This is a genomic window from Streptomyces sp. NBC_00259, from assembly GCF_036181745.1.
GTDB lineage: Bacteria > Actinomycetota > Actinomycetes > Streptomycetales > Streptomycetaceae > Streptomyces > Streptomyces pratisoli.
The window spans coordinates 1206395-1220359 of record NZ_CP108080.1 but is presented as its reverse complement, the minus strand read 5'-3'; the positions used below and the strand labels follow the sequence as shown (position 1 = coordinate 1220359).

At 72.6% G+C, this 13965-nt stretch carries 13 protein-coding genes; 10 read left to right on the top strand and 3 right to left on the bottom strand.

Annotation, left to right across the window (positions count from 1 at the left end; all coding sequences use genetic code 11):
- Positions 1–280 precede the first annotated feature (280 nt).
- Complete coding sequence (gene rpe / locus OG766_RS05420; protein WP_266375844.1) at positions 281–964, top strand: ribulose-phosphate 3-epimerase; 684 nt, start codon at positions 281–283, stop codon at positions 962–964.
- A 75-nt stretch (positions 965–1039) separates the two neighbouring features.
- Entirely contained in the window at positions 1040–2086 is a 1047-nt protein-coding gene (locus OG766_RS05415; protein WP_266375846.1) for a sugar-binding transcriptional regulator, read from the top strand.
- Between the two features lie 60 nt (positions 2087–2146).
- Here the strand turns inward: OG766_RS05415 and OG766_RS05410 are convergent, their stop codons facing one another.
- The gene (locus OG766_RS05410; RefSeq protein WP_266375848.1) at positions 2147–3268 is read right to left on the bottom strand and encodes an amidohydrolase family protein; all 1122 of its coding nucleotides are present in this window, start codon (positions 3266–3268) and stop codon (positions 2147–2149) included.
- Entirely contained in the window at positions 3269–4687 is a 1419-nt protein-coding gene (locus OG766_RS05405) for a glutamine synthetase family protein (RefSeq protein WP_328724669.1), read from the bottom strand. It abuts the gene before it with no gap.
- 69 nt (positions 4688–4756) lie between these two features.
- Here OG766_RS05405 and OG766_RS05400 point away from each other — a divergent pair, with 69 nt between their 5' ends.
- The 3 genes from OG766_RS05400 to OG766_RS05390 all read left to right on the top strand — a co-directional run bounded on the left by OG766_RS05400 (position 4757) and on the right by OG766_RS05390 (position 7139).
- Positions 4757–5233 (top strand): ribonuclease domain-containing protein, encoded by a 477-nt coding sequence (locus tag OG766_RS05400; RefSeq protein WP_328724668.1) that lies wholly within the window; start codon positions 4757–4759, stop codon positions 5231–5233.
- Complete coding sequence (locus tag OG766_RS05395) at positions 5230–5592, top strand: barstar family protein (protein ID WP_266375854.1); 363 nt, start codon at positions 5230–5232, stop codon at positions 5590–5592. The genes OG766_RS05400 and OG766_RS05395 overlap by 4 nt, the downstream gene beginning before the upstream one ends.
- A gap of 104 nt (positions 5593–5696) precedes the next feature.
- The gene (locus tag OG766_RS05390; protein ID WP_266375856.1) at positions 5697–7139 is read left to right on the top strand and encodes a GuaB1 family IMP dehydrogenase-related protein; all 1443 of its coding nucleotides are present in this window, start codon (positions 5697–5699) and stop codon (positions 7137–7139) included.
- An 80-nt stretch (positions 7140–7219) separates the two neighbouring features.
- On the opposite strand, the gene OG766_RS05385 is transcribed toward OG766_RS05390, so the two are convergent.
- Positions 7220–8212, bottom strand: a complete 993-nt coding sequence (locus OG766_RS05385) for a GDSL-type esterase/lipase family protein (RefSeq protein WP_266375858.1) — start codon at positions 8210–8212, stop codon at positions 7220–7222.
- A gap of 257 nt (positions 8213–8469) precedes the next feature.
- Here OG766_RS05385 and OG766_RS05380 point away from each other — a divergent pair, with 257 nt between their 5' ends.
- The 5 genes from OG766_RS05380 to OG766_RS05360 all read left to right on the top strand — a co-directional run bounded on the left by OG766_RS05380 (position 8470) and on the right by OG766_RS05360 (position 13959).
- The gene (locus OG766_RS05380) at positions 8470–10914 is read left to right on the top strand and encodes a sensor histidine kinase (protein ID WP_266375860.1); all 2445 of its coding nucleotides are present in this window, start codon (positions 8470–8472) and stop codon (positions 10912–10914) included.
- Complete coding sequence (locus OG766_RS05375) at positions 10907–11389, top strand: roadblock/LC7 domain-containing protein (protein ID WP_266375862.1); 483 nt, start codon at positions 10907–10909, stop codon at positions 11387–11389. Before OG766_RS05380 ends, OG766_RS05375 begins: the two co-directional genes overlap by 8 nt.
- A 4-nt stretch (positions 11390–11393) precedes the next feature.
- The gene (locus OG766_RS05370) at positions 11394–11774 is read left to right on the top strand and encodes a DUF742 domain-containing protein (protein WP_266375864.1); all 381 of its coding nucleotides are present in this window, start codon (positions 11394–11396) and stop codon (positions 11772–11774) included.
- 327 nt (positions 11775–12101) lie between these two features.
- Positions 12102–13493, top strand: coding sequence for an amino acid permease (locus OG766_RS05365; RefSeq protein WP_443045596.1), 1392 nt, complete (start codon positions 12102–12104; stop codon positions 13491–13493).
- A gap of 10 nt (positions 13494–13503) precedes the next feature.
- Positions 13504–13959: an Lrp/AsnC family transcriptional regulator gene (locus OG766_RS05360; RefSeq protein ID WP_266375867.1), complete on the top strand. Its 456-nt coding sequence runs from the start codon at positions 13504–13506 to the stop codon at positions 13957–13959.
- Positions 13960–13965: the final 6 nt, after the last annotated feature.

Genomic DNA, 13965 nt, shown 5'->3' with positions numbered 1-13965 from the left:
GAGTAGTCCGAGTCATCCGAGTCATCCGAGCGACTGGATCAGCACCACCACGATCGAGGGAGCGGGGAACCGGGGACATCCGGCAGACAGGTCGGTCCGGGGTGAAGGCAACCCCCGGACGACTCTACGGACGAACCCGCGGGCGGGCCGCCCTCAGGCGGCCCCGAATGCCGGGAATGGGCGGACTGCGCCGCTCCGCGCGGCCCCCGGTCACGAGGAACGGCCCTCTTCCGTCCCCACCGAGGCCGGGAAGTGGGCGCGAGCATGGCAGTCTTGGCACATGGCCCAGATCAACCCCAGCATCCTGTCCGCCGACTTCGCCCGGCTCGCCGAGGAGGCGAAGGCCGTCGAAGGTGCCGACTGGCTCCACGTCGATGTCATGGACAATCACTTCGTGCCCAATCTGACGCTGGGCGTCCCGGTGGTCGAATCGCTCAGCCGCGCCACGGACACCCCGCTGGACTGCCATCTGATGATCGAGGACCCGGACCGCTGGGCACCGCAGTACGTGGAGGCCGGCGCGGGCTCCGTCACCTTCCACGTGGAGGCCGCCGCGGCCCCCGTGCGGCTGGCACGCGAGATCCGGGCCAAGGGCGCGCGCGCCTCGATGGCGCTCAAGCCCGCCACCCCCATCGAGCCGTACGAGGACCTGCTCGCCGAGCTCGACATGCTGCTGATCATGACCGTGGAGCCGGGCTTCGGCGGCCAGGCGTTCCTCGACATCATGCTCCCGAAGATCCGCCGTACCAGGGAGCTCATCACCAAACACGGACTCGAGCTGTGGCTCCAGGTCGACGGCGGGGTCTCGGAAGCCACGATCGAACAGTGCGCCGAGGCGGGCGCGGACGTCTTCGTCGCCGGTTCCGCGGTGTACGGAGCCGAGGACCCGGCCGAGGCCGTCCGTGCGCTGCGCGAGCAGGCGGCCCGGAGGATCGCCTCGGCACCCTGGGCATGCAACCACTGAGCCACAGCTCGGTGAACGGGGCCCGACTGGGCTGATCAACATCACCCGGATCTGTCAGGATGGCGGTTCCGGAGTGTGAACAGCAGTGAGGAGATCGCGGTGTCTGCTATGTCGGCGGGACGGTCGGCCCTGCGGATGGGACCCGCGGAGCTGGTGCAGGCGGCGGCCATGGCCCGACGCTTCTACCTCGAGGGCAAGTCCAAGATCCAGATCGCGGAGGAGTTCGGCGTCAGCCGCTTCAAGGTGGCCCGGGTCCTGGAGACGGCGCTGGAGCGCGACCTCGTACGGATCGAGATCCGCGTTCCCGCCGAGCTGGACGCGGAGCGCTCGGACGCGCTCCGCGCCCGCTACGGGCTGCGGCACGCGGTGGTCGTCGAGTCCCCCACGGAGGGCGAGGACGAGTCCCCCGACCCGGAGAACCTGGGCGAGGTGGCCGCGGAGCTGCTCGGCGAGCTGGTGAACGAGGGGGATGTGCTCGGGCTGGCCTGGGGCCGCTCGACGATCCATATGGCGGCGGCCCTGGACCGGCTGCCGCCGTGCACGGTCGTCCAGCTCACGGGGGTGTACGACGCCGGGACCGCGGAGCGCGGCTCGGTGGAGGCGGTGCGCCGTGCCGCGCAGGTGTCCGGCGGTGAGGCGCACCCGATCTACGCGCCGATGCTGCTGCCGGACCCGGCGACCGCGGCCGCGCTGCGCAACCAGACGGGGATCGCGCGGGCCTTCGAGTACTTCGACAAGGTCACGGTCGCGTGCGTGTCCATCGGTTCCTGGGAGCCGGGCATCTCGACGGTGCACGACATGCTGACCGACGAGGAGCGCTCGCACTACGCCTCGCTCGGCGTCGCGGCGGAGATGTCGGCGCACCTGTTCGACGCGGACGGCCGACGGGTCGGCCGGGACTTGGGCGAACGCTGCATCACCGTCGAGGCCGACCGGCTGCGCCGGATCCCGGAGGTCGTCGCCATCGCCGGCGGCCAGCGCAAGGCGGCGGCGATCGGGGCGGTGCTCAGATCCGGGCTGGTGACCAGCCTGGTGACCGACACGGCGGCGGCGGACTACCTCCTGACGGAGTCCCGTCCCGCACCCCGCCCCGCCCTGGACCGCGCGGACCCGGACGACTGACCCCACGGCCACAGGCCCGGTCCCGGCTGCGGCTGGGACCCGGGCCGACCCGGGCCTCCCTCACGGCCCCGCCGGGACCAGGCCGTACAGCCGGGCCGCGTTCTCCGCGGACACCATGCGGGCGACGCGGGCCGCGTCCGGTTCGGACCAGGCGCCGGACGAGGTCCAGGAGTCGGTGAGGCGGGTGAGCGCGTCCTCGAAGACGCGGGCGCCGACGACGTACAGCTCCGGGAGCGCGTACGCGTCGCTCGAGTAGAGAAGCTTGCCGAACGGAGTGAGTTCCAGCGCCTCGGCGAGGACCGCGGCCGCGCGGGCGCCCGTGTGGGAGAGCGCCAGGCCCACGTCCGCGTACACATGTGTGAACACGTTGGCGAGATAGGCCGCGTGCCGGTGGTACGGGTATCCGTGCAGCAGCACCAGCGGGCAGCCATGGGGCGCGACCGCCCGGATGAAGTCCGTCAGCAGCAGCGGATCGCAGTGGTCCAGGCGCAGATCGGGATCGCCGAACCCGGTGTGCAGCTGGAGCGGCAGCCCCGTGCGGACCGCCGACCACAGCAGATGGCGCAGCAGCACGGGGTCCGTGATCCGGCCGCCCGGAGGCCGGTCCGTCAGCCAGCGCGCCGCGGCGGCGTGCACCTCCGCGCCACCCGGCGGGTCGGGGTCGAGCCCGAGGCCGTGGCGGTACGCGGCGATGGACTTGAAGCCGGCGGCGGTGCGGGCGGCGGCAGTGACGGCGTGGTCGAACACCTCGAGGAACGACGCCGCGTCCTGGCCGGCATCCGCCGTGCGCTCCGCCAGCGACTCCAGGCGTACGATCACGCCCGCCTCGCCGCCGCCGAGCCCGGCCAGCTCCCCGGGGCCCGTGAGATCGCCCGGCAAGCCCGTGTCCACCAGATACGTACCGGTACCGCTCGCCCGCAGGAGCAGCCGGGTCGACTCCTCGGCGCCCAGCTCGCCGCGGCGCTCCAGATACCGCTCCGCGGGGCAGTGGGCGTCGAGGCCGAGGAGCGGCGGGCACCAGCGCAGCACCGCGAAGCCCAGCTGGGTGTCGAAGAAGGTCGTGCCGGGCGCGGCGGGGGCGTTCGACTCGGTCAGGTACGAGGCGAACCCGTCCGCGTCCACGTCGTGGCGGAGCACCCCGTGGCAGTGGTGGTCGACGAGCGGCGGCAGCGTGAGGGGCATTCAGTACCGCCCGCGGGTCGCGTCGGCGATCTGCTGCGGGGCCCTGCCCGCGAACAGTTCGTTCTCCGCGCGGCGTACCGCGAGGACCGCCTCGAACAGCGCCTCGCCGAGCGCGTCACGCAGCACGTCCGAGCGCTCGAAGTGGTCCAGCGCCTCGGGAAGCGACCGCGGCAGTCGCGCGGGCGTGCCCGTGCCGCCCCGCGTGGCCTTGTCGCCCGCCGCCGTGCCGCCGGCTCCGTCGGCCGACGCGGCCGCGCCCGGACCGTCGGCGCCGGTCACCGCCGGATCGCCCCGCACCGGGTCCGGCAGCCGTGCACCCGCGGCGATGCCCGCCAGTCCCGCCGCGATCACCGCACCCGTCACCAGATACGGATTGGCCGCCGGGTCGAAGCACTTCACCTCCGCGTTCGCGCCGTCCGGGTCGTCCGGTGCGCCCGTGATGAAGCGGAGGGCGGCCTCGCGGTTCTCCAGGCCCCAGCACTGGAACACACCCGCCCAGTGGGACGGCTGGAGACGGAGATAGCTCGCCGGGGTCGGTGCGCCGATGGCCATCAGGGCCGGCAGCGCATCGAGCACGCCCGCGAGGAACGACTCGCTGTCGTCCGTCATCCCGAACGGCCCCTCACCGTCCCGGCACAGATTGCGGCCGTCCCGCCACAGGCTCAGATGCAGATGGCCGCCGTTGCCGACGCCGCCCGCCTCCACCGCCGGGCCGAACAGGGCGGTGAGCCCGTGCCGCACGGACACCGCACGGATCGTCTCGCGGACCAGTACGGCGAGATCCGCCGCGCCGACCGGGTCCGCGGGGGCCACGGACACCTCGAACTGCCCTGCCGCGTACTCGGGATGGATCTGGAGCACCTCCACGCCCTGCGCGGCCAGCGTCCGCAGCACCTCGTTCACGTAGTCCGACAGCTCGACCACCCGGGCCATCCCGTACGCCGGCCCCGCCCACGGGTACGCGCCGTCCCGCTGCACGACCCACTCCGTCTCGAAGCCCATCCGCAGCTCGATGCCCCGCTCCGCGGCCCGCCGGGCCATCCGGCGGGCGAACAGCCGCTGGCACGCCGGGTACGGCCGGCCCTGCTGGTCGTACCGGTCCACCGGAGCCCACGCCCAGCCGGGCTGACCGGCCAGCACCGTGAGCCGCTCCAGGTCCGGTACGAGTCTCAGGTCGCCGTCCGGGCCGCCGATGTGGCGGCTGGTGGTGTACGAATCGTCCACGAGGTAGACGTCGAAGACCGGGGACATGCCGACGCCGCGCGTCGCCGCGTGGGCGAGGCGGCCGACGGGGACGGCCTTGACCCGGGTGAGTCCTGCGTTGTCCACCCAGGTCAGCGCCACCCCGTGGACGCTCTCGGCGGTGAGCCTTGCGGACTCCTGACGGGCGGCGCGCTGTGTCTCGTCACTGTGCTGCACGGGGCATTCCCTACCCGCGGGGACCGATCCTCACCGTCTTCGCCACCCGGGCGTGACAGCATCGGCGGCATGCTGAACCGGCCCTTCCGGCTCTCGTACCTCTTCCGGTACCTCTTCCGGCTGCTGACGGCACTGGTGGCCTGTCCGGTCCTGCTGCTGGTCGGCTGTTCCACCGGCTCCGGCAGCGACTCGGGCCCGGTCCCGGGGACCCGGAGCCCCGCGTCCACGGTGTCCTCGCCGCCGGCCCCGGTCTCCGCCTCCGCGACCGGACTCGCCACCGTCCGGGCCGCCGATCTGCCGCCCGAGGCCAGGACGACCCTGCGGCTGATCGACCGCGGCGGGCCGTTCCCGTACAAGAAGGACGGCTCCACCTTCGGGAACTTCGAGGGCCTGCTGCCGGACCACAAGCGCGGCTACTACCGCGAGTACACGGTGCCCACGCCCGGCGAGCGCGACCGCGGTGCCCGACGCATCGTCACGGGGCAGGAGGGGGAGGTCTACTACACCGACGACCACTACCAGACGTTCAGGGTGGTACTCCGATGAGAAACGGCCCCCTCGCGGCCCTGTTCGGCGCCACCGCAGGCCGGAACATCACGGTGCTCGACCTGCACGGTGTCACGGACAAGGCGGCCTTCATGGAGCGCTGCGCGAGCGACCTGGAGCTGCCCGCCTGGTTCGGCCGGAACTGGGACGCCCTCGCCGACTGCCTCACCGACCTGCCGGGGGAGGAGGGCACACTCGTCCTCGTCCGCCGCTGGCAGGAGTACGCCGCGGCCCGCCCGCGCGACTGGCAGACCGCCCAGGACGTCTTCACCCAGGCCGTGGACACCATGCCGGGGCAGCTCGCCGTACTGCTCGCCCTTGGAGGATCCGACGAGAGCCCTTCGCGCGGTCCTGGATGATCGGCCCGCACGGATCACCGCCCGTGTCATGGGACAATGAAGTACGTGCGTTTTCCTCGGGTGAAACCTCCGGGGCCCCTCCGATCGACTGGGATGTTCAGCACGTGCGTTTCCTCAATGACCTCAAGCCGCCGTACGACCTGACGTACGACGACGTGTTCATGGTGCCGAGCCGATCGGCCGTGGGCTCCCGTCAGGGCGTCGACCTCGCCTCTCCCGACGGCACGGGCACCACCATTCCGCTCGTCGTCGCCAACATGACCGCGATCGCCGGCCGTCGGATGGCCGAGACCGTCGCCCGCCGTGGCGGCCTCGTCGTCATCCCGCAGGACATCCCGATCGAGGTCGTCACCGAGGTCGTCTCCTGGGTGAAGACGCGCCACCTCGTGCTCGACACCCCGATCGTGCTCACCCCGCACCAGACCGTCGCCGACGCGCTGTCCCTGCTGCACAAGCGGGCGCACGGCGCGGGCGTCGTCGTGGACGAGGAGCAGCGACCGGTCGGCGTCGTCACCGAGCACGACCTGTCCGGCGTGGACCGCTTCACCCAGCTGTCCGAGGTCATGTCCAAGGACCTGCTGCTGATCGACGCGGACATCGACCCCCGCGAGGCGTTCACCAAGCTCGACAACGCCAACCGCAAGATCGCCCCGGCCGTGGACGAGGACGGCCGGCTCGCCGGCATCCTCACCCGCAAGGGCGCCCTGCGCGCCACGCTGTACACACCGGCCACGGACGCCGACGGCAAGCTGCGGATCGCCGCCGCGGTCGGCATCAACGGCGATGTGGCGGGCAAGGCGAAGCAGCTCCTCGACGCGGGTGCGGACACGCTCGTCGTGGACACCGCGCACGGCCACCAGGAGTCCATGATCTCCGCGATCAGGGCGGTCCGCGGCCTCGATCCGAAGGTCCCCATCGTCGCGGGCAACATCGTGGCCGCCGAGGGCGTCAAGGACCTCATCGACGCCGGAGCGGACATCATCAAGGTCGGTGTCGGCCCCGGCGCGATGTGCACCACCCGCATGATGACCGGCGTGGGCCGGCCGCAGTTCTCCGCGGTGCTGGAGTGCGCCGCCGAGGCCAGGAAGTACGGCAAGCACGTCTGGGCCGACGGCGGTGTCCGTCACCCGCGCGACGTCGCCATGGCGCTCGCCGCCGGCGCGTCCAACGTCATGGTCGGCTCCTGGTTCGCTGGGACGTACGAGTCGCCGGGCGATCTGCAGCAGACCGCCGACGGCCGGCTGTACAAGGAGTCCTTCGGCATGGCCTCGGCGCGTGCCGTCCGCAACCGTACGAGCGAGGAGTCGGCGTACGACCGGGCCCGCAAGGCGCTCTTCGAGGAGGGCATCTCCACCTCGCGGATGTTCCTCGACCCGCAGCGTCCGGGCGTCGAGGACCTGATCGACTCGATCATCGCGGGCGTCCGTTCCTCGTGCACCTACGCGGGCGCGGGATCGCTGGAGGAGTTCGCCGAGAAGGCGATCGTCGGCATCCAGAGCGCCGCCGGCTACGCGGAGGGCAAGCCGCTGCACGCCAGCTGGAGCTGACACGTCACTCGCCTCAGGGGCCGCGCCGGATCACCGGTGCGGCCCCTGAGGCGTTTTTGGCGCGTGGACGGCGCCATTCGTCAGACACGACCCAGCGCGCTCACCACGGCGGCCGCGAGGCGGGCGTGGCCCGCGTCGTTCGGGTGGAGCCCGTCCGCCAGGTCGTCCGGAGTGAGCAGGTCCCTGCCCGGCAGCAACGTCAGGTGCTTGTCGCCCGCGGCGGCCAGGTCGCGGGCCGCCTCCTCCATCGCCGCACGGAGCTCGGCGAGTGTGGCGCCCAGGGCGTTGCGCGTCGACTCGGCGTCCGGGCGCAGCACGGGGGAGACCAGCAGCAGCGGCGTCGCGGGGTGGCCCTCGCGGACGAGGGTGACGAAGGCACGCGTCGTCTCGTACAGCAGGGGGGCCGAATACGGCACGGACGACCAGCAGTTGGTGCCGAAGGCGAGCGTCAGCAGCTCGGCGGGGAGCGCCGCGAGCTGCTGGGCGGTCGGCAGCTCGCCGCGTGCCGCGCCCGCGTACCCGAGGTTCACGCAGTCGAGGCCGAGGGCCCGGCCGGCGGTCGCGGGCCAGGAGTGGGCGGGCCGGGTGGACCACCAGCCTTCCGTGATCGAGTCGCCGTGGACCAGCCATCGGGGCTGTCGGGGCGCGGGAGTCACCGTCCCGCCGAGCCCGCGCAGTCCGAGGATCACCGGGGACTGGGACTCGGGCGGATGGATGGTGAACGGGCCGGGGCCGGCCGGCAGGGCGATCGTCACCGTGGCCTCCTCGGCCGGCTCGGTGAACGACTCGTGCAGGCAGCGGTCGCCCTGCCACAGGGCGAAGCAGTGCGCGAGATCGCGCAGTGCGTCCGTCGGGCCAGGCACCCGGGCCCGGTAGCGCAGTTCGACCGCCCGCGCGCCGTCCGGCGCGGTGAACTCCAGCCGTACGCCGACGGGCAGCGCCGCACGCTCGCACGTGTCCCAGGGCAGCCGGGCGGTGTCGCCGGGGTCGGCCCGCACCGTGCGCACGCCGTCGCACCAGGCCACGCCGCGCAGAAACGGTGCGGGATCGAGCCAGGTGGCGTCCGGCGTCACGTGGGTCCTCCGATCGTCGGGTACGGGAACCTCACTCCTACCCCGCCGCCGCGAGGTCCTGCCTGCCGTCCCCGATGCCGGCGGCTGCGCGGCACCGTGCAGCAGAGCTGACGAAGTGTCAATGACCAGCGCCGGTAACGGCTACGGGCGTTACCGGCGGGAGCATTGCGCCATCCATGACGGATCGCGTAGCTTGACTGCCCCTACCGGTCGGTAACCAGCCGCTGACCGCTTGTCCCGAACGTCCTGGGGAGTCCATGCGCCGGCGACTGCGCCGTCCCACGATCCGTGGCCGGATCGTGGCCCTCACCGTCCTCCCGGTCGTCGCCCTGATGACGCTGTGGAGCTTCGCCATGGTGTCGGTGACGGGGGATCTCCGGGCCCTGATCCGGCTCCAGAGCATCTACGAGGGCTTCGGCACGCCCGTCGACACGGCCGTGGGGCAGATCCAGATCGAGCGCCGGCTCGCCGCCGCGTATCTGGGAGCCGGACAGCGCAACGGCGGCGCGGCCGACGCCGCGGCGCTGCTGGACCAGCAGCGCTCGACCGATCGCGCCGTCGAGGCCATGCGCGACGCGATCGGCGACCAGGAGCGGCGCGAGGACCTCTCGGCGCGGCAGCGGCAGTCGCTGGACGCCATGGACGGTGCGGCCGCGCGGCTCGACGGTCTGCGGGAGCGGGTCGTCGACCGGCGGATCTCCTGGAACGAGGCCGTCGACGCGTACACCACGATCGTCGAGCCCACCTTCGATGTGCAGTCCCAGCTCACCGCCCTGCAGGCCGGACAGCTCGCCCGGGAGGCGCAGGTCGTGGTGGAGCTGGTGCGGGTGCGGGAGTTCGTGTCCCGGGAGGACGCGCTCGTCGCCGGTGCCCGCGCCGCGGGCAACCTCACCGACAGCCAGTACGACACGCTCACCGCGACGATCGAGGACCGGCGCGTCTTCCACCGTACGTACGTCGCCGATCTGCCCGCCGACTCGCGCGAGCTGTTCACGGACTTCCAGCGCACCGCCGAGTACCGGGCGCTGACGTCGGGTGAGGACACCCTGCTGCGGGCGGGTGCGGCGAACGCGGGCGAGGCCATGGCCTCCGAGTCCTGGCGGACCACGACCGACCGCGCGGTCAAGCGCTACATGCTGCTGTGCACCGACTCCGCGCTCAACGCGGCCGAGCGCGGGCGGGCCTTCGCCTACCGCGAGATGGTCAAGGCGGCCGTCGTCGGTGTCGTCGGCCTGATCGCCGTCGGGCTGTCGATCTGGCTCTCGGTCGGCGCGGGACGGCGGATCGCACGGCGGCTGGAGGAACTGCGGGACGCGGCGGACGTGCTCGCGACCCGTCAGCTGCCCGAGGTGATGGAACGGCTCGGCGCGGGCGAGGACGTCGACGCGGCCGCGGCGGCGCCTCCGCTGGACTTCGGCGACGGCGACCGGGAGCCGGACGAGATCGCGCAGGTCGGGCGGGCGCTGAACGCGGCCCGGCGGGCGGCCGTCGAGGCCGCCGTGAAGCAGGCGACGCTGCGGCGCGGGATCTTCGCCGTGCTGCTGAACATCGCGCGACGCAACCAGGCGCTGGTGCACCGGCAGTCGAAGCTCGTCGACACGCTGGAGCGGCGTACGACGGACCCGGACACGCTGGAGGACCTCTTCCGGATCGACCATCTGACGACCCGGATGCGGCGCCACGCGGAGGGCCTGATCATCCTGTCGGGCGCGGCGCCCGGGCGGCGGTGGCGGGCGCCGGTGCCGCTCGTGGACGTCGTGGCCGCGGCGGTCGGCGAGATCGAGGACTACGCCCGGGTCGTGGTGCCGCCGATGCCGGCGGTGGGGGTCGGCGCGGACGCGGTGGCGGACGTGGTGCACCTCGTCGCCGAACTCGTCGAGAACGCGGCGGCGTTCTCCCCGCCGCACACCCAGGTGACGATGCGCACCGGCGCCGCACGCAACGGTTTCGTCCTGGAGATCGACGACCGCGGCCTCGGCATGGACGCCGACGAACTCGCCGAGGCCCACCGCACCCTCGCCCGCCCCGGTGACTTCGACCCGGTCCAGGACGAGCGCCTCGGCCTGTACATCGTCGGCCGCCTCGCCGCGCGCCACGGCATCACCGTCACGCTCACGCGCTCCCCGTACGGCGGCACCACGGCGGTGGTGCTCCTGCCGAACGCGATCACGGCCCCGGACCCCGGCCCGGCCCCCGGATCGGCTCCGGCTCCCGTACCTGCGCCTGCGCCTGCGCCGGAGCCCACGCCGACTGCCGCGGCCGGCGCCGTCGTCCGCGCCCTGCCTGCACGGAAGGCCTCCCCGCACGGCGGGGGCATCGGGCCGGACAACGGGCAGTCCGCGCTCCCCACCCGCACGCGACACCGCCCGCTCCCGGCACAGCCGCGTGACGGCGGCGAGTCCGGGCCGCGGGCCGGCGTCGAGGGCGGCGTCGAGGGCGATGCGCCGGCGCCCCCGCAGGACAGCGGCGGGCCGGGCGCCGGCGCCCGGCCGCGGGTGCTGCCCACCAGGATCCGGCAGGCCTCGCTCGCCGCGCCGCTGCGGGACGGGCCCACGGAGCCGGAGGGACCCGAGCGGGAGGTCGGCGCGGAGGAGATGCGGGCGATCTTCGGGGCGTTTCAGCGGGGGCTCGACCGGGGGCGGAAGGCCGGCCCGGCCGGGCGCGAGAGTACGAACGACGAAGGGACGGGCGACCATGGCTGAGCCGCACGACAGAGAGCCGGCGGGGACCGCCGCGGGCGATCTCGGCTGGCTGCTCGACGATCTGCTGGCCAGGACCGATCACGTCCGGCAGGCCGTGCTGCTGACCGCGGACGGCCTGGTCACCTGCGCCTCCCGCGGCATGCCCGCACGGGACGTCGAGCATCTGTCCGCCGTGTGCGCGGGCTTCCACAGCCTCGCCAAGGAAGCCGGTTCCCGATTCGCGGCCGGGAAGGTCCGGCAGACCATGGTCATGCTCGACGGGGCGTATCTCTTCATCACCCCCGCCGGGGACGGCAGCCGCCTCGCCGTGCTCAGCGACGTCCGGACGGACGTCGGACAGCTCGCCCACGAAATGACGCTCCTGGTCAAGCGGGTCGGCCGGCACATGACCGTCCCCGCGCGCTCCGTCACCGGATCCACCGAGTCCACCGGATCCACCGAGTCCACCGAGGCCGTCGACGCCACCGGCGCATAGACCCGTGAACGATCACTGGTACGAGGACGAGACCGGGTCGATGGTGCGGCCGTACACCGTGACCCGGGGCCGGACCCGTCCCGCCGCGGACCATCACATCGATCTGATGTCGCTGGTCACGGCCGTGGAACGGGACGACGCCGACGAACGGCCCGAGCCAGGGCTCGACCACGCCCGCAGTGCGCTGCTGCGACTGGTCCGCCGCGCGCCGCGGCCGGTCGCCGAGGTCGCGGCGGACGCCGACCTGCCGCTCACGGTCGTCCGCGTCCTGCTCGCCGACCTCGTCGAGGCGGGGCTGGTCCGGATCTGCGCCCCGACCGCCCGGCAGGGCACGCACGACCCGTCCCTGCTGCGCGAGATCGCCGACCGTCTCCGCGAGATCTGAAGACTTTTGCGCGGCCGTGCAACGTTCCCCCGCGGCCGCCCCGAGTACGCAACGATCTTGCGCAGGTGCGCAAAGCTCATGCATTACGGTCGGGAACGCGAACCTCGTAAGGTCCTCGCTTAGTACGTGGAGTGGCGGGGACCGTCTGCTCGGCGATCCCCCCGCGCTTCGCGCTGCGCTCAGCCGCGTCCGCGCCCAGGGGTCGCCTCCGGTCGCCGCCTCACCGACAGGCAGCGATAAGGAGCCTCCCCAGTGTTGGACGCAGCGCCCCCCGTCACCCCCCAGCGGGACCCCGGCGGCCCCGCTCTCGGGCTCGGAGCCCGGCTGATGCGGCGCAAGCCCGTAGAGCAGCTCGTCGCCGAGGGCGGGCAGGGCGAGGGCGGCACCCTCCGCCGCTCGCTCACCATGTGGCAGCTGACGATGATCAGCATCGGTGCCACCCTCGGCACCGGCATCTTCGTCGTCCTCGGCGAGGCCACTCCGCTGGCCGGGCCGGCGGTGGCGATCTCCTTCGTCGTCGCGGGCCTGACCGCGCTGTTCTCGGCCCTGTCGTACGCGGAGCTGGCCGGAGCCGTCCCCGTCTCCGGCTCCTCGTACTCGTACTCCTACGCCACCATGGGCGAGCTGGTCGCCTGGGTCTGCGGCTGGTGCCTGGTGCTGGAGTACGGCGTCTCCGTCGCGGCCGTCGCCGTCGGCTGGGGCGAGTACCTCAACGAGCTGCTCGACGGCACGATAGGCGTGACGATCCCCGAGGCGGTGTCCGCGCCGCTCGGCGAGGGCGGTTTCATCAACCTCCCCGCGCTCGTCGTGGTGCTGCTCGCCATGGTGTTCCTGATGGGCGGCGCCAAGGAGAGCGCCCGCGTCAACACGATCATGGTCATGGTCAAGATCGTGACGCTGGTGCTCTTCATCGGCATCGGCTTCATGGGCATCAAGGCCGGCAACTACGCCCCGCTCGCCCCGCTCGGCGTCACCGGGATCAGCGCCGCCGCGGCCACCCTGTTCTTCTCGTACATCGGCTTCGACGCCGCCTCCACCGCGGGTGAAGAGGCCAAGAACCCGAAGAAGGACCTGCCGCGCGCCATCATGCTGTCGCTGCTCATCGTCACCGTCCTCTACTGCCTGGTCGCGCTCGTCGCCGTCGGCGCCATGCCGTGGCAGGACTTCGAGGGCACGGAGGCGGCGCTCGCGCAGATCATGAAGGACGTCACCGGCCAGAGCTTCTGGGGCGTCGTGCTCGCCGCGGGCGCGGTCGTCGCCATCGCCAGCGTCGTCTTCGCCGTGCTGTACGGCCAGACCCGCATCCTCTTCGCGATGTCCCGCGACGGGCTCGTGCCCAAGGTGTTCGCCAAGGTGAACGAGAAGACCGGCGCCCCGCGCGCCAACACCGTGATCGTCTCGCTGTTCTGCGGCGCTCTCGCGGCCTTCATCCCGCTGGGTGAGCTGGCCAACGCCACGAGCATCGGCACGCTGTTCGCCTTCGCGCTGGTCAACGTCGCCGTGATCCTCCTGCGCTACAAGCGGCCCGACATGAACCGGACCTTCAAGGTGATGCTGTTCCCGATCACCCCGATCCTCGGCTTCGGTTTCTGCGCCTACATGATGTTCAGCCTCCCGGCCATCACCTGGGTGTGGTTCGGTGGCTGGATGGTCGCCGGGCTCGTGTTCTACTTCCTGTACGGCCTCGGCCGCTCCCGGTTGGCAACAGCAGAGAAGTGATCCACCCCCTGTGCGACTGAACGATCTCGACGAACGCATCGTCCACGCCCTCGCCGAGGACGCCCGCCGTTCCTACGCCGACATCGGATCGCTCGTCGGCCTGTCCGCGCCCGCCGTGAAGCGGCGCGTGGACAGGCTCCGGGCGGAGGGAGCCATCACCGGCTTCACCGTCCGGGTCGACCCGGCCGCCATGGGCTGGGAGACCGAGGGCTACATCGAGATCTACTGCCGCAGCAACACCTCGCCCGAGTCCATCAAGCGTGGCCTCGCGCGGTATCCGGAAGTCGCGTCCGCCTCCACCGTCACCGGGGAGGCGGACGCGATCGTCCAGGTCTTCGCCTCCGACATGCGCCACTTCGAGCGCGTGCTGGAGCGCATCGCCGGCGAGCCCTTCGTGGAACGGACCAAGTCCGTGCTGGTGCTGTCCCCGCTGCTCAGGCGGTTCTCCTCGGGCGCCCCTGCGTAGTCGCCC

Excerpts from the sequence above, each read along its gene's own strand:
- rpe (WP_266375844.1), top strand. The coding sequence starts at position 281 with ATGGCCCAGATCAACCCCAGCATCCTGTCCGCCGACTTCGCCCGGCTC.
- OG766_RS05410 (WP_266375848.1), bottom strand. The coding sequence starts at position 3,268 with ATGCCCCTCACGCTGCCGCCGCTCGTCGACCACCACTGCCACGGGGTG.
- OG766_RS05400 (WP_328724668.1), top strand. The coding sequence starts at position 4,757 with ATGCTGAACCGGCCCTTCCGGCTCTCGTACCTCTTCCGGTACCTCTTC.
- OG766_RS05395 (WP_266375854.1), top strand. The coding sequence starts at position 5,230 with ATGAGAAACGGCCCCCTCGCGGCCCTGTTCGGCGCCACCGCAGGCCGG.
- OG766_RS05380 (WP_266375860.1), top strand. The coding sequence starts at position 8,470 with ATGCGCCGGCGACTGCGCCGTCCCACGATCCGTGGCCGGATCGTGGCC.
- OG766_RS05375 (WP_266375862.1), top strand. The coding sequence starts at position 10,907 with ATGGCTGAGCCGCACGACAGAGAGCCGGCGGGGACCGCCGCGGGCGAT.
- OG766_RS05365 (WP_443045596.1), top strand. The coding sequence starts at position 12,102 with ATGCGGCGCAAGCCCGTAGAGCAGCTCGTCGCCGAGGGCGGGCAGGGC.